Source organism: Massilia sp. TWP1-3-3, from assembly GCF_049897805.1.
Taxonomy (GTDB): Bacteria; Pseudomonadota; Gammaproteobacteria; order Burkholderiales; family Burkholderiaceae_D; genus Telluria_A.
The window spans coordinates 55,737-74,362 of record NZ_JAFCWX010000004.1 but is presented as its reverse complement, the minus strand read 5'-3'; the positions used below and the strand labels follow the sequence as shown (position 1 = coordinate 74,362).

Here is an 18,626-nt window from a genome sequence, read left to right as displayed (position 1 = left end):
TTTGAGCGTTATTTCAAACGCAATGATTCAATGAAAGCAATACTGCACGAGCAGATCTACCGAAACGCTTAAAATTAATTAGGAAATCACATGTTGAGAAAATCAGTTTTGGTCCGCGCACTGTCATTGGCTTTCAGCGCTGCGGCGCTGAGTGCAGCAGTTGTTCAGCCTGCCATGGCCCAGTCGAACGCTGCCGGTACGATTTACGGCAACGTCGAAGGCGCTACCGGCGCCACCGTTGTTGTTCGTAATCTGGAAACCAACCTGCAGCGTCGCGCCACGCCTGACGCGTCGGGCCGCTACACCGTTACCGCATTGCCGGTCGGCCGCTACAAAGTTGACGTCATGAAGGGCGACACCGTCGTCAAAACGTCGGAAGTCGATGTATTGCTGGGGCAGGGTGTTGACGCTTCGGCCAGCGTGAGCGGCGTTCAAACGGTGCGCGTGACCGGCGGGCGCAAGCGTATCGACGTGTCGAACACCAACAACGGCGCCGTTTTCTCGGCCAAAGAACTGGCCAAGTTGCCAATCCGTCCTACCGTCGACGCCATCATCCAGCTCGCGCCGAACACCACGCGCGCAGATGACCGCTATGCAGGCGCATCGTTCGGCGGCGCGGGCGCGTCCGAGAACGCGTACTACATCAACGGTTTCCCTGTCACCAACCCGATCACCGGTCTCGGTTCGTCCGAACTGCCGTTCGGCGCCGTTGCCCAGGCACAGATCCTGACCGGCGGTTTCGGTGCCGAATTCGGCCGTTCGATCGGCGGCGTTGTCAACATTACCACCAAGGGTGGTACGAATACTTGGGAAGCGGGCGGCATGGTAAGCGTCGAGCCGTCTAGGATGCGCGCCAAATACAAGGATTTCCATTACGCGGACACCGGTTTCTATCCAGCCACCGCGCCTGATGTGAATGCTAACGGCTTTCCAACGACAAACCGTACCGACGGCTTGCTGCGTACCCGTCGCGAAGACAACGAGCGCCAAGAAGTGCGCGTGGGCGCCTTTGTTGGCGGCCCGATCATCAAGGATAAGCTGTTCATGTTCGTGGCTGCTGAGCAAAACCGGGTTGATCGCGACATCGTTTCGCGGGCTAACAACGGCGGCCTGAATGCGATCAGCAAATGGGGCTTCGGCGAACTGAAAGACACGATCACCCGCTACGTTGCCAAAGTCGACTGGAACCTCACCGACAACCATCGCCTGGAATTCCTGTCGGTCGGCGACAACAGCAAGCTTGACGCCGAATACTACGGCTACAACTACAACACCCGGGCCCGCGGTTCGGTTGTCAATTCCGGTGAACACTATCGTAACGATCCAGCCACAACCCAAGGTGTGGGCGGCGACTTCAATCAGCTCAAGTACACCGGTAACCTGACCGAGAACCTGACCCTGACCGCCATGCATGGCAAGTTGACCTCGGAGCACTCGAACACGTTCGACGGCTATGACGTGTACAACCTGGCCTCGGCGGTTCCACAAGTGTCGTCGCTGTCGGTGTGCCCGCCATCGCTGCCATGCGTGAACAACCAGCCACTGACCGGCACCATCATGCCTAAAGGCGGTAAAGACACGGTCAAGAACACCCGTCTGGACTTGGAGTGGAAAGTTGGCGCGCACACCCTGCGCGTCGGCGCCGACAAGGTTGAGTTGCTCAACGAAAACACGGGCTTCATTACGGCCGGTGGCTCGATCTGGCGCTATTACAAGCAGGCCAACCCGACCGTGGCTCAGAGCCTGTCTTCCACCGGCGCCAAAGTTGCCGTGGCAACCAAAGGCAGCGGTCCATTGGCTGCTCAGGGTTACTGGGCACGTCAGGAGATTTTCAGCTCGGCAACGCCAGTAGGGTCGGAGCAGACATCGCAATTTATCGAAGATAAATGGCAAGTCAGCAAGAACGTCCTGTTGTCACTTGGCTTGCGCAATGAGCAGTTCAAAAACATCAACGGCGACGGCGAAACATTCCTGGAAATGAAAAATCAGATTTCCCCGCGTCTGGGTGCCTCTTGGGACGTCAACGGTGATGCCAGCTTGAAAGTGTTCGGTACTGCCGGTCGTTACTACCTGCAAGTTCCAGGCAGTATCGGTGTGCGTGGTGCAGCGCGCTCGCTGTTCACGCGTCAAGGTTTCAGCTACACCGGGATGGACGCCAACGGTGCCCCAACCGGCCTCGTTAAGTTGACCGAACCGTTCTCGACCAACAACGAGTACAACCAGGCCAAGGACCCGCTGGTTGTCAGCGCGCTCAAGATGAAGCCGAACTTCCAGGATGAAATGACGGTCGGCTTTGAAAAAGCTTACTCGCCATCGCTCAACTTCGGCGTTAAGGCAACGTACCGCAAGCTGAAGTCGACGCTGGACGACCTGTGCGATGCACGTCCGTTCGAGGAGTATTTCGCAGCCCATCCGACACTCGACACCAGCAAATACGGCGGTTTCGGTTGCGCAACGTTCAATCCGGGCGAAGACAACACCTTCCTCGTCGACCTGAACGATACCGATCCGGCGTTGGCCCGCAAGACGTACACCACGGTTAAGCTGACCGCAGCGCAAATCGGTTTGCCAATGGCCAAGCGCGTCTACAAGGCAGTCGACGTGTTTGCCGAGCATCCACTGCGCAACGGCTGGTATGGTCGCGTGAACTACACATTGTCGCGTAGCGAAGGCAACACTGAAGGCCAGACGCGTTCGGATAACGCCCAGGCAAACCCTGGTGCAACGACGACCTGGGATACTCGCGAACTGCCGGAGTACACCTATGGGCGCCTGCCAAACGACCGCAAGCACCAGATCAAAGCCTTTGGTTTCTGGGAAGTTAGCCCAACTGTTACGCTGGGCGGTAACGCGCTGCTCGCGTCGGGTCGTCCAAAGAGTTGCTTCGGTAATCATCCGACCGTCGATCCATCGTACGACTACGGTTCGAACTACCACTACTGCGGCGGTGGTCTCTCCAGCGCTGCTAACAAACCAACGCCACGCGGCTCGCTGGGTGAATTGCCGAAGGATGTGCGTTTCGACATGAACGTGGCCTACCGTCCACTGGAAGTCAAGGGCCTGACGCTGCGTATGGATGTGTTCAACCTGTTTGACAGGCAAGTTGTGCAGCGTGTGGACGAGACCTACAACAGCGGTCCCAACGTTGTCGCCCCAGAATACAACCGCATCCAGAGCTACTCCAACCCACGTGCTTTCCGCTTCACCGCGGAATACAGCATGAAGTTCTAATTGCCGTTGGGAGGCGGGTGCAAACCCGCTTCGCATCTGCAACAAAAAACGCAGGCCTCGGCCTGCGTTTTTTTATGCGCGCAGCGTTTTTGCTACAGGCCGCCCCACAGCGCGGCCAGCGCCGCCACCACCGCCATGCCAGCCGTTTCAGTGCGCAGAATGCGCGGTCCCATCGACAGCGCCAGCGCGCCACTGGCAATGGCTGCGTCTTCTTCCTGCAGCGTGAAACCGCCCTCCGGGCCGATCATCAGCGACAATGCCTGGGGCGGCTGGTGGCGCGCCCAGACCGAGACGGTTTTTTCCGCGCGCGGTGTCAGCAGGATGCGCTTGTGCATGCTCTGCTGGCCCGTCCATGCATGAAAATCTTCCATCGGCGCGATCCGCGCCAGCCGGTTCCGTCCGCTTTGTTCGGACGCGGCCACGATGACCCCGCGCCAGTGCGCCAGTTTTTTCTCGGCGCGCTCGCCAGCCAGGCGCACCACGCAGCGCTGCGTTGTCAGCGGCTGAATCGCCGCCACGCCCAGCTCGACCGCTTTTTCGATGATCCAGTCCATCTTGGACGCTTCGGGCAGAGCCTGCACCAGCGTGATTTCAAAGGGCAGCTCGACGTCGCGCGCCACCTGCGCCTTGATGCTGGCGCTGGCGCGGCGCTTCTCGACGCTGTCGAGCCGGGCGACATACTCGGCGCCGTCGCCGTTAAACAGGCGCAGTTCGGCGCCCGGCAGCAGGCGCAGCACGTGCAGGTGGTGGGCCACGGCGTCGGGAAGGGCGATGGTCAGGCCGGCAGCGAGCGGGGTATCACAGTAGAAACGGGGCATGCAAATCCTGTTCGTCGATCAGAAACAAAGCTTCATTTTAATTCGACCCCTCTTGGTCTGGTAAAATAGTTGGCTCAGATCTCTTGCAACGCCGCCCCGCATTCCCAATCCTCAGACCCAAGCTACCATGACACCTACGCTACCGACGACTTTGATGGCCAACGCGATCCGCGCACTGGCAATGGACGCAGTTCAACTGGCCAATTCCGGCCACCCCGGCATGCCGATGGGGATGGCCGACATCGCCGTGGCATTGTGGGCCGGCCATTACCAGCACAACCCGGCCAACCCGAAGTGGGCCAACCGCGACCGCTTCCTGCTCTCCAACGGGCATGGCTCGATGCTGCATTACGCGCTGTTGCATCTGTCGGGCTACGCCTTGAGCATGGATGACATCAAGCAATTTCGCCAACTCCATTCCAAAACCCCTGGTCACCCGGAAGTGGACATCACGCCGGGCGTTGAGACGACCACCGGTCCGCTCGGTCAGGGCATCGCCAACGCGGTCGGCATGGCGTTGTCGGAATACCTGCTGGGGGCTGAATTCAACCAGCCCGGTTTCGACGTGGTCAACCACTACACCTATGCGTTCCTGGGCGACGGCTGCCTGATGGAAGGCATTTCGCACGAAGTGTGCGCGCTGGCCGGCACCTTGAAACTGAACAAACTGATCGCGCTGTACGACGATAATGGCATTTCCATCGACGGCAAGGTCGAAGGCTGGTTTACCGACGACACGCCCAAGCGCTTTGAAGCATACGGCTGGAATGTGATTCGCGCCGTCGACGGCCATGACGTGGCCGCGGTCGACGCTGCCATTGCGCAAGCCAAGCTGGCCGACAAGCCCACCCTGATCTGCTGCAAGACCATCATCGGCAAGGGTGCGCCCAATTTGCAGGGCGGCGACAAGGTGCATGGCGCCGCGCTCGGCGACAAGGAAGTGGCGGCCGTGCGCGAGCACCTGCTGTGGACTTCGGTCCCGTTCGAGATCCCGGCCGAGGTGTACACGGCCTGGGACGCCAAGGCCAAGGGCGCAGCTACTGAAGCTGCCTGGAACGACAAGTTTGCCGCTTACCGCGCGCAGTTTCCAGCGCTGGCGGCTGAATTTGAGCGCCGCATGCAGGGCGACTTGCCGGCCAGTTTTGATGCCGTGCTGGCCGCTGCCATTGCCTCGTGCGTGGAAAAGAAGGAAAACATCGCCACCCGCAAGGCCAGCCAGAACGCCATTCAAGCGCTCGCGCCCGCGCTGCCGGAATTTCTAGGCGGCTCGGCCGACCTGACCGGTTCCAACCTGACCAACTGGAAAGAGTGCGTCGCGCTGCGTTCCGGCAAGCCGGGCAACCACATCAATTACGGCGTGCGCGAATTTGGCATGAGCGCCATCATGAATGGCATTGCCCTGCACGGCGGCTATATCCCCTTCGGCGCCACTTTCCTGACGTTCTCGGACTACAGCCGCAATGCGCTGCGCATGGCTGCCTTGATGAAACTGCGCTCGATTTTTGTGTTCACGCACGACTCGATCGGCCTGGGCGAAGATGGCCCGACGCACCAGTCGATTGAACACGTCTCGTCGCTGCGCCTGATCCCGAACCTGGATAACTGGCGTCCGTGCGACACGGTCGAGTCAATCGTTGCCTGGGGTGCCACCGTGCGCCGCAAGGATGGCCCGTCGACGCTGATCTTTTCGCGCCAGAACCTGCCGTTCCAGGAACGCAGCGAGGCGCAAATTGCCGACATCGCCCGCGGTGGCTACGTGCTGCAAGATGCACCGGATGCCAAGATCATCCTGATTGCCACCGGTTCCGAAATCGAATTGGCCACCAAGGCCGCTGCCGCCCTGACGGCCGAAGGCGTGGCCGTGCGCGTGGTGTCGATGCCGTCGACCGACGTGTTCGACCGCCAAGACGCCCCCTACAAGGCGTCGGTGCTTACGCGCGGCGTGCCGCGGGTGGCGATCGAGGCCGGCGTGACCGACTTCTGGTACAAGTACGTGGGCCTTGAAGGCGCAGTGGTCGGCATCGACACCTTCGGCGAATCGGCCCCGGCGCCAGTGCTGTTCAAGCACTTCGGCTTTACGGTCGAGAACGTCGTGGCCAAGGCCAAAATCGTACTGGCTGCATAGAACTGACAAACAACTGGCAGGCGCATCAACAACTTCAGGGACCCTCTTTTTTTAATCATCAGGAGCATAAGCATGACGATCAAAGTTGCAATCAACGGTTATGGCCGCATCGGCCGCAATGTACTGCGCGCTTTCTACGAAGGCGGCAAGAAACATGACATCCAGATCGTGGCCATCAACGACCTGGGCGATGCCAAGTCGAACGCCCACCTGACCCGCTACGATACGGCCCACGGCAAGTTTCCCGGCACCGTGACGGTCGAGGGCGAGAACATGATCGTCAACGGCGACGTGATCCGCGTGTTTGCACAGCGCAATCCTGCTGAAATTCCTTGGGGCGACCTGGGTGTGGACGTGGTCCTGGAGTGCACGGGCTTTTTCACCACCAAGGAAAAGGCATCGGCTCACCTGAAGGGCGGCGCCAAGAAAGTCATCATTTCGGCTCCGGGCGGCAAGGATGTCGACGCCACCATCGTGTTCGGCGTGAACCAGGACGTACTGAAAAGCACGGATACCGTGATCTCGAACGCGTCGTGCACCACCAACTGCCTGGCTCCTTTGGTCAAGCCGCTCAATGACGCCATTGGCCTGGAAACTGGCTTGATGACAACCATCCACGCGTACACCAACGACCAGGTGCTGTCGGACGTGATGCATGAAGACTTGCGCCGCGCCCGTTCGGCCACGATGAGCATGATCCCGACCAAGACCGGCGCTGCCGCCGCGGTCGGCCTGGTGCTGCCTGAGCTCAATGGCAAGCTGGACGGTTTCGCAATTCGCGTGCCGACCATCAATGTCTCGCTGGTCGACCTGACCTTTATCGCCAAGCGCGACACGACAGTCGATGAAGTCAACGCGCTGATGAAGGCGGCCGCCGAAGGCGCCATGAAGGATGTGCTGACGTACCAGACCGAGCCGCTGGTATCGATCGACTTCAATCACAACCCGGCGTCGTCGAATTTTGATTCGACGCTGACGAAAGTGTCGGGCCGTTTGGTCAAGGTATCGTCGTGGTATGACAACGAGTGGGGTTTCTCGAACCGCATGCTCGACACCACCGTGGCGCTGATGAACGCGAAGTAATCGTTCTTGGCTGTACACAAAAACGCCCGGCTTGCCGGGCGTTTTTTTGCCATCATCGTCCGCGCATCGTCCGCGTGCCCATGCGGTCAATGCGTGCGGCGGCTATTTGAACTTGTACACCAGCGTCACCCGCACATTGCGTCCCTGCACATCTTCCCGGTCTTGCGGAATCACGCCGCCGCCCGACTCGTTGATCGAGCGGTAGTCGATCGGCGGGCGCCGGTTGAACAAATTGCCCACGTGCGCCGACAAGGTCAGGTTCTTGATCCCCGTGTAGCTGACGTTGTAGTCCGCACGCACATACGAGGCGACGCGGCATTCCTGCGCCGACCAGTCGCGCTCGGCGCAGCCGGCGTCCGTGTACTGGTCGTCGAAATAGTCGCCGTTGAGCGTGGTCGGGCTGTTCCAGGCGAAGCGCAAGCTGTTGTTCACACTGCCGGTCTGCAGCGCGGCCGTGAAATTGGCCACCGTTTTGGAGTAGCCATAACGCCCGGCCAGGTTGTCGCCGTAGCTGCCACCGTCGCGCTCGGCAAAGAAGGTCTTGAAGTCGAGCAGGCGCGTAGCGTTGAACGTCAAGTCCCAGCGCCCGATGCCTGAATCGATGCGCGCTGCCGCGCCCACGTCAAAGCCGCTGGTGCGCGTCTTGGACACGTTCAAAAAGGTGCCGTTGATCGACGACAGCGGGCCGGCCGTGACGCCGTAGCGCTGCTGCACGGTGGCCGTGCTTTCGCCCTCGACCGAGGTGAAGGTCGACTCTTGCGTGAGCGGCAGGCGGTTGATCACGCCCGGCGCTTGCTGCGCCTCGGCGGCCAGCAGCTCGTCGTTCGATTTGAGCGAAATTTCATCCTTGCGCCGGATGCGCCAGTAGTCCAGCGACAGGTTGTAACCCTTCATCGGTTCCAGCACGAAGCCGATGGTGGCGCTGCGCGAGACTTCCGGTTTCAGGTCGGGATTGTTGCGCACGATGCTGGGCACGCCGCCAAAGCATTCCTTGCTCTCGACCGCGTCGGCCTTGGCCGAGGTGATCGCCTTGAGCGGATCGGTCTCGGGCAGGGCGTCGGAGCGGGCGCGCAAGTCGTTGGCGTAGGCCTGTGCTTGCGAGCAGCGCTGCGGGTCCTGGGTGCCGCTGGAAAAGGCGAACTTGCTCGACTGCGCGCTCTCGGTCAGGTTGGGCGCCCGAAAACCGGTCTCGATGGTGCCGCGCAGCAGCAGCGCCTTGGACGCTTCGAAGCGCATCGCCAGCTTGGGTGAGACGTGCGCGCCAAAGCCGGGAAACTTGTCGACGCGCGCCGCGCCGGTCATGCTCAGCGCGTCCGTCAGCGGCACCTCGGCCTCGGCGAAGGCGGAGGTCGAGGTGCGCGCGGCGTCGGCGCTGGCTGCGCCGTTGCTGACGATGTCGCCGGCCAGGAGGTTCGCCGTCGGTGAGATCAGGAATTTCTCGTGCCGGATGTCGGCGCCCAGCGCCATCAGCACCTTGCGGCCCCGAAATTGGCCAACTTCGCCGCTGATCCTGCCATCCCAGAATTGCTGGGTGATCTTGCCGTCATAGCCGTTTTCGGGAAACAGCGCGTTGATCACTTCGGGCGAATTGAGCTGGCCCAGGCGGTAGCTGCGGTTGAAGAATTGCTGGTCGCGCAGGTTGCCGTCTTCGTCATAGCCGGGCGTGCCGATGACCTGCGTGAAACCGTTGACGCTGAAAAAAGTGCCGCGGCTGCGGTCGGTCGACTTGCTGCCCATGATGCCGATCGCACTTTCCCAGTCGTAGTTGCGCCAGTTGCCTTTCAGGCCAGCCAGCGCCCGGTATTGCGAACTGTCGGACTGGCGAAAGCCCGGGTCGTCGAGGAAGCGGTAACGCAGGTCCAGGTCCCGGCCCGACTGGTTCAGCGGGTGGCCGGCGGGGATCGGACCATGGTCGAAAGTGCGGGCCTGGCCTGTGGCCGGGTTGCCCCAGGTGGTCACGCCGGCGGCCGAATCGTAGGTGGCGTAAGTACTGCCGTAGGTGGTCTTGGTCTTGGAGTACAACACTTCGGCAAAGCCTTCCATGGTGTCGGAAAAGCGCAGTTTGCCGGACAACAGCAGGTTGGCGCGATCGGCCTTTGGCTGGACTTCAAAGCGGCTGAAGCGATCGTACACGCACAGGCCTGCTGCATTGAGCGTGGTGCAGCCGGGCAGGGCGCCCTGGCCGATCAGGTTGCCCGGAAAACTGAAGGTGGACGGCGCGCCACGGTTGCCGAACATCAGGCCGCTGGCGGGACGCAGGGTGGCGAACTTGCTGCCGTAGGCCGGATTGATATCGTCGACGACCTCGCGCCAGAACACGTTGCCGCGCTTGAAGAATTCAACGTTGGCCAGCACGTTGTAGCCGTCCACGGCCATGTCGCCAATGCCGCCGGTGAGGCTGGCAGTGGACTCGTGAAAGCCGCTGTGCTTGCTCGCCTGCTCGTGCGTGGCGCGCGCGGTCAGGCCGCGGTAGTCGCCGCGGGTGATGATGTTGATGACGCCGGCCACCGCGTCCGAGCCGTAGATCGACGAGCCGCCGCTGCGCAGCACTTCGACGCGCTCGATCGCGTCCAGCGGCAGGCTGTCGAGGTTGGTGAACACTTCGTTGTAGTCGGCCAGCGCGTACGGCGCCACGCGGCGCGAATTGAGCAGCACCAGCGTTGACTGCTTGCCCAGGTTGCGCAGCGACGCCGACGAGGCGCCGCCGGCGAAGGAACTGCTGCCGCCGACGTCCGACAGGCTGCTGGTCGAGGCGGTCATGGTGTCGACCAGTTCGCGCACCGAATTGACGCCGAGGCGATCGATCTCGGCGCGCTTGATCACTTGCAGCGGCGTGGCAGTCTCGGCATCGATGCGCGCGATGTTGGAACCGGTGATGACCACGCGCTGGACCGGAGCGTTCGGCGCGGCAGCATCCTGGGCCAGCACAGCATGCGCCGGGCCGAAGGTCAGGGCGACGGCAAGGACAATCTTTTTTAGACGAAAAGGAAACGGCATGATGTTGTTCTCTCTGTAAAGGTGGGGGCAGGCCGGGCACATCGCGGCATCAATCAATGGACAATGGCCCTGTTGACGGAGTTCTGGGAAATGCTTCGGGCTTGAGGCCAGTCAATCCGCCGACGAAAAACAGGGCAAAAAAAACCGCCCGAAGGCGGTTTTTAGCGTTCAACGAAATTGTGCTTAGAACTCGTAGCGCGCCGTCAAGCGAACGCTACGCACCTGCTGGAACGACGTAGGGCGCCGGTAGTTGTTGCTCAGCTGACCTTCGATAATGCGCGTGCCCGTGTCGGGATCGATTTCATTGACTGTAGTTGCGCGGCTGTAGTCGCGCGTCTCGTTCCATTCCACAACCTTCTGTGTGTTAAACAGATTGAAGATGTCCATCTGCAAGCTCAGCTTTCCCTTGGAGATCTTTGGCATGTAAGCCAGCTGGACATCCAGGCTGTTGGTCCAAGGCGTACGGCCTGCCGTTCCGCGCTGACCCAGCACGGAAGTGCGACCGGCGTCCGGACCATCCGAGCGCAGGCAATAGTACGACGATGCGGTCGAGTAGCCTTCTGCGTCGGAGAAATCAGGCTGGGTACCTGGAACGAAGCCGATGCAGCTGGTTGGACGGCCCGACGATGCGGTGGCATTGATGCCGAGGCGCAGGGTATCGGTCAGCGCGTAGTTGCCAAATACCTTCAGCACATGGCGGCGGTCGTTCGACGTGTAGCCATTCGAGCCATGGGTCAGCGAAGGGAAGTCGAAGTCTTGGGATACGCCGGCGTCTTCTTGGTTGATGACCGAGTTCACATAGCCTTCAGCGGTCCCCTTGGTCTTGGCCAGCGTGTACGACGCGTTAACGCTCCACTTGCCATCCCATGGACGATCCAAAGTGAATTCCAGCGCCTTGTAGCTACGGCTGTACTTTTCAAGGCCGACGTAGCTGGCTGGAAAGGTGGTCTGGGCCAGCTTGCCGTTGTTGTCCAGGTCAACGTTGAGCGTCACGTCGTTGCCCGGATTGACGATGGCACACGGTGCCATGGTGCTGGAGTCGAAGTCCGGGTGGCCGTTATCGGCGGCCCAGCGTTCAAAGCCCAGGTGCGAGCAGTAGTCATCCATGCCGTTCTGGACCTTGCGGTAAGTGCCTTTGATGCCGGCGCGCCAGCCGTTGAACACCAGCTTCTCGGCGCCCAGGATCAGTTCATCCTGGGACATCGGCTTCAGGTTGACGTCGGCGATGGTCGAGGGCAATGGCAAAGCGCCGTCACCATTGACCTGCTTATTGCCGATTTCAACCGTGCCCAATGGCGCCTGGGTGACCGGGTCGCGGCCGGTGTAGGTGTAGAACTGATGGGTGAACAGTTCGCCGCGGGTGGCGCGGATGTTGGTGTTGGCAGCGACTGGAATATAGTAGCGGCCCAGGTTGCCATACACCTTCATGGACGCGTCGCCATTGACGTCCCAAGCGGCGCCCAGGCGCGGGGCCAGCAGGCGTTCGGCCTTGACGAAGCTCACGCCGTCGGAGTTCTTGTTGTCAAACGATTCCCAGCGCAGGCCACCGTACGTGAGCACGTTCTTGGTAATTTTCCAGCTGTCTTCGATGTACAGCGCCGTGTTCTTGACTTCGAATTCACCCGAGGTCGAGGTGATGATGCGCTTGCGCGCATATTTCGCGCCGGGTGCCACGGTATTGGGCACGCCATTCACAGTGCCGGTGGGCGAAGGAATATAGCGCCAGTAGAGGCCGCCCGAGTAGGTCGAGGAACCGGCTGCAGCCGACGTGAACTTCTGGGTGTCGATACCGCCGCGCAGGGTGTGGTCGCCCAACACGTAGTCGACGTCGATGCGGAAGGCGCGGCGGCTGTCCTTGTCGTCCTTTGCGGACGGGTCACGGATCGATTCACCTGGGAAAGGACCGGTCCAGCAGCCGATTTCGGTCTGGTCATCCACGACGACAGGGCAAGACTGGTCGGCCACGCGGAAGCCCGTGGTTTTTTCTACCTTGTCGTCCACGGAACCCACCAAGGCCGACAAGGTCAACGCATCCGTCAGGTAGCCGGTGTATTTGCCGATCAGGGTATGTCCGCCCGAAGTCAGCTTCGATTCCTTGCCGGTACCCACGTGGCTGGAGGCATACTGGTTGGTCAGCGCGTTCTTGTAATCAGTGACGTCGATTTCTTTCTTGTTCGTGATGCCGGTGAACTCGAATCGATGTTTGTCGCTCGGCGTGAAATCGAGCTTGATCATGCCGTTCGGGGTCGTGTCAATGAACGTGTTGCTGTTCGAACCGCGAAAGCGGTGCTCGGAATCGCGCTTGCCTTCGACGACACCGAAGAAGAACAGTTTGTCCTTGATGATCGGGCCACCAAGGAAGACGTTGGCGCTGATATCGTTAAACCGGTCGTATGCGCGGTGAACCGTGTACTCGCCAGGCGAATCGAGGTTCTCGACGTTCTGGCCCTTGGCTCTACCCGCGTCCGGGCTGTAGATGACCGAAGCGCCGCCTTTCCAGGTGTTGGTGCCGCGCTTGGTCGCGAGCGAAATCACGCCTCCGAGCGAGCGGCCGAACTCGGCGCCGTAGCCGCCCACTTTCACCTGCTGCGAACCGATAGCGTCGAATGGCAGGTTGGCGTAGGACAAGAAGTTGCGGATATTGGTAACGTCAAAGCCGTTGATGTAATACCCGTTTTCCGCAACGGACGCGCCCGCAAAGGCTGGCAGGTTGCCGGCGCCGAGGTCGGCGTCGCCCTTGACCACGCCAGGGGCCAGGATGGCAATCGCGTTAACGTCGCGCGCCACTGGCAGCGCCTGCATCTGCTCGGCGGTAAATACGGTGGTCGATTCCACGCTCGAGACGTCAATCTTGTTGCGGCGGCGCGAAACCAGCACGCGTTGGATTTGACCGGCTTCGGTCAGTACGACTTGGGTGCCGGTACCGATCGACACGGTGACTTCGCGGGCGATGCCGTTCGATGTTACCGTGTACTGGCCTGGCGGAAGCTTCGATTGTACGAACGAACCGTTGGCATCCGCCACGAGCTGGCGCGAGGTATTGGTATCCACGCTCGTGATGGTGACTTTTTGGCCGGCGGCCGCCTTGCCGAAAATGGAACCTTCTGACTGCTGCGCGTAGGCTACGCTTGAAACTAGCAAGCTGGCGGCGACGGCCAGTGCGGTACGGGTCAAGGCAGACTGCCGAAATGCAATTTTTTTCATTCTAATTTCCTTAAATTATTATGTCGCTCGTGAGTTCTGTTAGAACTGCGTAAGGGCAGGTCCGGCTATAAGTCTTCTATACAAGATTGCGCCTAGAGCTATCTCAACACTATTGCAATTTGATGTCAATTTATATGCATGCCAACTGCGCAAGAAACAACGCTTGGAGCCGCCGGAGGTGCCAATTCCGGTATCCTGTTTTCACTATGGTATCAATGCGGGGGCACCTGTCGTTACAGGCGGTATGATCGCGCGCAGCGCAGTCGGCACCGTCAAGCGAGGGTGGTGGTGCGTCGTCTGGTGCGCAGAAATTGCCGACATGGCCGGGTCAATACAAGCAATATTTGTGCAACGACGCCGTCGCTTGTAGCACAACTTGCGCCGTCCACCGGCCACGGCAGCCCTCATCCCAGAATCTGGCGCCGCAGTTGCACCACGCTGGCGCTGTGCTGGGCCACCAGCGCCGGATCGATGCGTGCATTGTCCTGCCCCTGCAGGCGCAACTGGTGCTGCATCCGGCGCATTGCGCGGTAGGCGTCGCCCACCGCCAGCCCGAGGGCGGCATCGACCAGCCCCAGTTCGCCGGCCACGCGCAGCAGGGCAATATTGCCGGCGTTGGCGGTCAGCTGCGCATACTGCGCCGCGTGGCGCAGTATCAGATACTGGACGATGAATTCAATGTCGATCATGCCGCCCGCGTCGTGCTTGAGGTCGAATAGCGCGCCGCGGTTGGGGTAGGCGTCGCGCATCTTCTTGCGCATCTTGAGCACTTCCGCCTTCAGTTGCGGTTCTTGCGTGGCGCGCTCCTTGCGCAGCACGCGCTCGCGGATGGCTTCAAAGCGCGCGCCGATGGCAGCATCCCCGGCGCAAAAACGGGCGCGCGTGAGCGCCTGATGCTCCCACACCCAGGCCGCGTTGTCCTGGTAGCGCTCGAACGCAGTCAGTTTTGAGACCAGCATGCCGCTCGCGCCATCCGGGCGCAGCGCGGTGTCGATGTCGAACAGGATGCCGGCCGAGGTGTGCGCCGTCATCCACGTAATAAAACGCTGCGCCAGCTTGGCGTAATTGGCGCTCGCGTCCTGGTCGTCATCGTCGAACAAAAAGATCACGTCGAGGTCCGAGACGTAGCCGAGTTCCTTGCCGCCCAGCTTGCCGTAAGCGATCACGGCAAAGCGCGGCACGTCGCAGTGGCGGCTGGCGATCGTGTTCCAGGCGGCGTCGATGGTGGCCGCGACGATGGTGTCGGCCAGCGCCGACAGATAGTCGGCCAGGCGCTCGACCGACAGGTCACCCGCCAGGTCTTGCGCCAGCAGCCGGAACAGCTGGGCATGGTGGGCTTCGCGCAGGATGTCCATCTGGCGTTCGGTGTCGCCGGCAGCTTCCAGCAGCTGGGCGCGCAGTTCAAGCGCCAGCGCCGCGTAGTCGGGCGCGGCGTGGCGCATGCGGTCGTCGAGCAGTTCGTCGAGCACGATCGGGTGCCGGGTCAGGAACGTGGCCGCCCAGCCGGACGCGTACATCATGCGGATCACGCGTTCGAGCGTGTGCGGGTATTCGGTCAGCAGCGACAGATAGGCCGACCGGCGCGCGATGGCCTCGAAAAAGTCGAGCAGACGCCCCAGCGTGGCGCTCGAACTGCCGCCGGCGCTGGTGGCCGCCGTTTTGCCGATCAGCGGCAGCGCCGCGTTCACCAGCGCCAGCAGGCGCGTGCGCGACGCCTCCGGCAAACCCTGGACGCGCGGGCTTTGCCAGGTCGCCATCAGGCGCCGCGCCGCGCCTGCCGGGTCGTCGAAGGCCAGTTCGGCCAGGCGCGCCTGGATCGCTTGCTGGCGGTCGAGGTCGGCCAGTTCGCTGGATGACTGCGGGTCGACATTGCCGGCGCTGTTGCCATTGCCGGCCTTGTCGCTGAAGATGGCGTCGAACTGGCCGGCCACGAAGGACCGTTCCGCGTCCAGGCGCGCGAGCAGCGTGGCCGTATCGGGCAAGCCCATCATCCGCGCCACGGTGGCGCGGTCGGCGTCGTTGGCGGGCAGGGTGTGGGTCTGGGCGTCGTCCAGGTATTGCAGGCGGTGTTCCAGGTTGCGCAAGAAACTGTAGGAGGCCAGCAGGCGCTCGACGGTGTCGGGCGTGAGCAGGTCCTTGTCGGCCAGCACGCGCAAGGTGGCGCGGGTGGAACGCTCGCGCAGCGCGGCGTCGCGCCCGCCACGGATCAACTGGAACACTTGCGCCAAAAATTCAATTTCGCGGATGCCGCCGCGCCCCAGCTTGACATTGTTGCTGCGGTCCGGGTGCAGGCGCTCCTGGCGGTCGACCTCGGCGCGAATTTGCGCGTGCATGTTGCGGATCGCGTCGATCACGCCAAAATCGAGGTAGCGCCGAAACACAAAGGGCCGTACGATAGCGTCGAGCGCGGCGATGTCGTCAGGCGTGCCGGTGACGGCGCGCGCCTTGACCCACGCATAGCGCTCCCACTCTCGGCCCTGGACGATCAGGTATTCCTCGACCATGTTCAGGCTGGCCACCAGCGGCCCCGAATTACCGTTTGGCCGCAGTGCCATGTCGACACGAAAAGTAAAACCGTCCTCGATGATTTCCGACAGCGCCGCGATCAGCTTTTTGCCCAGCCGCGCAAAAAATTCGTGGTTCGACAGCTGGCGCTGGCCCGGTTCGGCCAGCAGCGTATCCCCATCCTCGGGATAGACGAAGATCAGGTCGATGTCGGACGACACGTTCAGTTCGCCGCCGCCCTGCTTGCCCATGGCCAGCACCAGCATGTGTTGCGGCAGCAGCGATTCATAGCCCATCGGCATGCCATGGCTGGCGACCATCTCGGCCATCAGGGCGTCGAGGTGGGTACGGATGGCGAAGTCGGCGAAGCGCGTCATGCTCTCGACCACCTCGGCCAGGTCGGCCTGGCCGTCGAGGTCGCGCCGGATCAGGCCGCACACCAGCAAGTTGCGCAGGCGCCGCATGGCGCGCGGCAGGGGCAGGCCGGTGGCCGCCTCGCGCGCCAGGGCCGCCGCCAAGTCGAGCGTGGCCAGCTTGTGCAGCACCAGTTCATCGATGGCGGCGCCGCGCGTGGGGGCGGCGGCCAGCCAGCGTTGATAGAAGCGCGAGGCGGCGGTCAGGGAGGGTGTTGTCATGTCGGTGCTTTAGGTGGAATGTCGAAGGCGTACATCACGTACTATAGCGCTTGAATCACTTTTGCCAGCAGGACGTCACACGCCAGCGTGATGCCGTTCTCATCTTGCAGGTCGGCCTGGCAGCGCCGGCAGCTTGCAGCGACCGTTGCATCGGCCAGCAGCGCTTTCAATGCGCCGGCCACCCGCTGCGGGGAAAAATGACGCGGCAAAATTTCGCTGCCGGCGCCCAGTTGCGCGACCCGGCTGGCGTTGTCGAACTGGTCAAACGCCATCGGCTGGATCAGCTGGGGCACGCCGGCGCGCAAGGCCTGGCTGACCGATCCGATGCCGCCGTGGTGGATGAACGCCGCCGCGCGTGGCAGCAATGCCGCGAAGGGGGCGAAGGGGGCGTAGGGGACGTGCATGACGTCGTCCGGCAAGCGCGGGGGGAGTTGCCCGGCATCGGCCGTGACGACGATGGAGCGCTTTTCCAGCAGACGGCAAGCGGCCAGGGCGGCGCTGAAAAATGCGTGCGAGACCGCGTTGGCCGTGCCGGCGGTAATGACCACGGGCGCCGTGCCGCCTTCGAGGAACCTTGTGAGCTGGTCCGGCATGGGCTGGTCTTCACCGTGCCCAGCCAGGGGGAAACCCGTCATCTCCAGCGCCGCCGGCCAGTCCGGCTGGCGCGCGCTGAACCAGGCCGGCACCAGGCACAGCGCCGCATCGCCCTGGTGTAGCCACTGGTGAAACATGCGCGTAACAGGGGCCAAGCCGAGGCTGGCGCGAATCTGGTTGAACGGGACCGTGTACAGCGGATCCATGAAGCTGCGGTCCATGGTGCGCCAGAGGAAGCGTTTGACAAAGCGCGGCAGGCCGGCCATGTGGCCGAGCGGCGAGAACCTGGGCGCGCAATGCTCGGAGCGCAGCACCGATGGCGACAGGTGGATCACCGCGACCGGCACCGCATGCGTTTCGCGCAGCAGGCGTGGCGCAAAGGCGAAGGTCGAGCCGATCGCGATAGTCTGGCCGGGCAACACATCGTGCGCCATGCGCTGGTGCGACGCGTGCACGCGCGCCATGACGCTGGCGGCGACCTTGCGCATGCCTTCTCTGGGGTCAGTGGCGGCGGGGGAGTCCAGGAACGCCTGGTACTCGGCGGCCTCGCTGGTGGCGGTGAAGTGCAGGCCGCGTTCCTCGGCGTGGTGCTGGAAATAGCCGTTGCCATACATGCGCACCTGGTGCCCGCGCCGCGCCAGCTCCATGCCGAGCGCCATGAACGGCAAGTTGTCGCCCGGGCTGCCCACGGCCATGATCAGTATTCTCACAAGAAGGTCCTCGATGTGCGGTAGACTATGTTTACGCCGTAAACTACGCTCCTATGTGAACAATGTCAACATCAGATAAGCCCTACCACCATGGCGACCTGCGCAGCACGCTGCTGGCGGTGGCTGACCAATTGATCGATGAAGGCGATGCTGGCGAGCTCAGCCTGCGGGAAGTGGCGCGGCGGGCCGGGGTATCGGCGCCCGCCACGTATCGCCATTTCCGCGACAAGCAAGCCTTGCTGGCCGCCGTGGCCCAAAAAGGTTTTGAGGACTTCAACCTGGCGCTGACCGAGGCGATGGCCGAAGCGGACGATCCGCTGGCGGCAATGGGCCAGGCTTATGTCCGCTTTGCGGTAGCGCGTCCCGGGCGCTTCCGGTTGATGTACGGGCCGGCCATCAGCGAGCGCAGCGCCTACCCGGAACTGCAGACGGCATGGGCGGCGGCAGCGGACGCCATGCGCAGCGCACTGGTCGCGCGCTCGCCGCCGGCGCCCGACGCCGCCGTTGCAAGTTTGAAACTGTGGTGCATGGTGCACGGCTTGTCGCAATTGATTCTCGACGGGATGCTGATGGGATATGACCCGGAAGAGTTAGCACGGGCCATTACCGCCGCTACCCCCGTGTGAATCGTTGCGTGGTCCTTGCGCTTCCATTAACGATTAGAAACAATTGTAGAGCTAACGTGCCTCGCGCAGAGGCGCCGATGGGGTAAAATTGTGGTGCG

Annotated in this window: 9 protein-coding genes; 4 read left to right on the top strand and 5 right to left on the bottom strand. The window is 62.1% G+C overall.

All coding sequences use genetic code 11. The features are described 5' to 3' along the window. The first annotated feature begins 90 nt into the window (after nucleotides 1-90). Entirely contained in the window at nucleotides 91-3,231 is a 3,141-nt protein-coding gene (locus tag ACP7D4_RS04955) for a TonB-dependent receptor (RefSeq protein ID WP_426207979.1), read from the top strand. 92 nt (nucleotides 3,232-3,323) lie between these two features. Here the strand turns inward: ACP7D4_RS04955 and ACP7D4_RS04950 are convergent, their stop codons facing one another. After that, entirely contained in the window at nucleotides 3,324-4,049 is a 726-nt protein-coding gene (locus ACP7D4_RS04950; RefSeq protein WP_426207978.1) for a 16S rRNA (uracil(1498)-N(3))-methyltransferase, read from the bottom strand. Between the two features lie 127 nt (nucleotides 4,050-4,176). Between ACP7D4_RS04950 and tkt the strand changes: the two genes are divergently transcribed. Both tkt and gap read left to right on the top strand, forming a co-directional pair. Further along, on the top strand, nucleotides 4,177-6,174 hold the full coding sequence (tkt, locus tag ACP7D4_RS04945; RefSeq protein WP_426207977.1) for a transketolase: 1,998 nt from the start codon (nucleotides 4,177-4,179) through the stop codon (nucleotides 6,172-6,174). A gap of 72 nt (nucleotides 6,175-6,246) precedes the next feature. Next, nucleotides 6,247-7,257 carry a type I glyceraldehyde-3-phosphate dehydrogenase gene (gene gap, locus ACP7D4_RS04940; RefSeq protein WP_426105581.1) on the top strand — a complete coding sequence of 337 codons (1,011 nt, stop codon included), beginning with the start codon at nucleotides 6,247-6,249 and terminating at the stop codon, nucleotides 7,255-7,257. Between the two features lie 102 nt (nucleotides 7,258-7,359). Here gap and ACP7D4_RS04935 read toward each other — a convergent pair whose 3' ends face one another. From ACP7D4_RS04935 to ACP7D4_RS04920, 4 genes are all read right to left on the bottom strand, one after another. Next, a complete protein-coding gene (locus ACP7D4_RS04935) occupies nucleotides 7,360-10,254 on the bottom strand; it encodes a TonB-dependent receptor domain-containing protein (protein ID WP_426207976.1) in 2,895 nt (964 codons plus the stop codon). A gap of 183 nt (nucleotides 10,255-10,437) precedes the next feature. Continuing rightward, nucleotides 10,438-13,458: a TonB-dependent receptor gene (locus tag ACP7D4_RS04930; RefSeq protein WP_426207975.1), complete on the bottom strand. Its 3,021-nt coding sequence runs from the start codon at nucleotides 13,456-13,458 to the stop codon at nucleotides 10,438-10,440. Between the two features lie 404 nt (nucleotides 13,459-13,862). Then, entirely contained in the window at nucleotides 13,863-16,598 is a 2,736-nt protein-coding gene (glnE, locus tag ACP7D4_RS04925) for a bifunctional [glutamate--ammonia ligase]-adenylyl-L-tyrosine phosphorylase/[glutamate--ammonia-ligase] adenylyltransferase (RefSeq protein ID WP_426207974.1), read from the bottom strand. Between the two features lie 41 nt (nucleotides 16,599-16,639). Further along, entirely contained in the window at nucleotides 16,640-17,902 is a 1,263-nt protein-coding gene (locus tag ACP7D4_RS04920; RefSeq protein ID WP_426207973.1) for a glycosyltransferase, read from the bottom strand. 62 nt (nucleotides 17,903-17,964) lie between these two features. On the opposite strand from ACP7D4_RS04920, the gene ACP7D4_RS04915 reads away from it, so the two are divergent. Next, a complete protein-coding gene (locus ACP7D4_RS04915; RefSeq protein WP_426105574.1) occupies nucleotides 17,965-18,528 on the top strand; it encodes a TetR/AcrR family transcriptional regulator in 564 nt (187 codons plus the stop codon). Nucleotides 18,529-18,626: the final 98 nt, after the last annotated feature.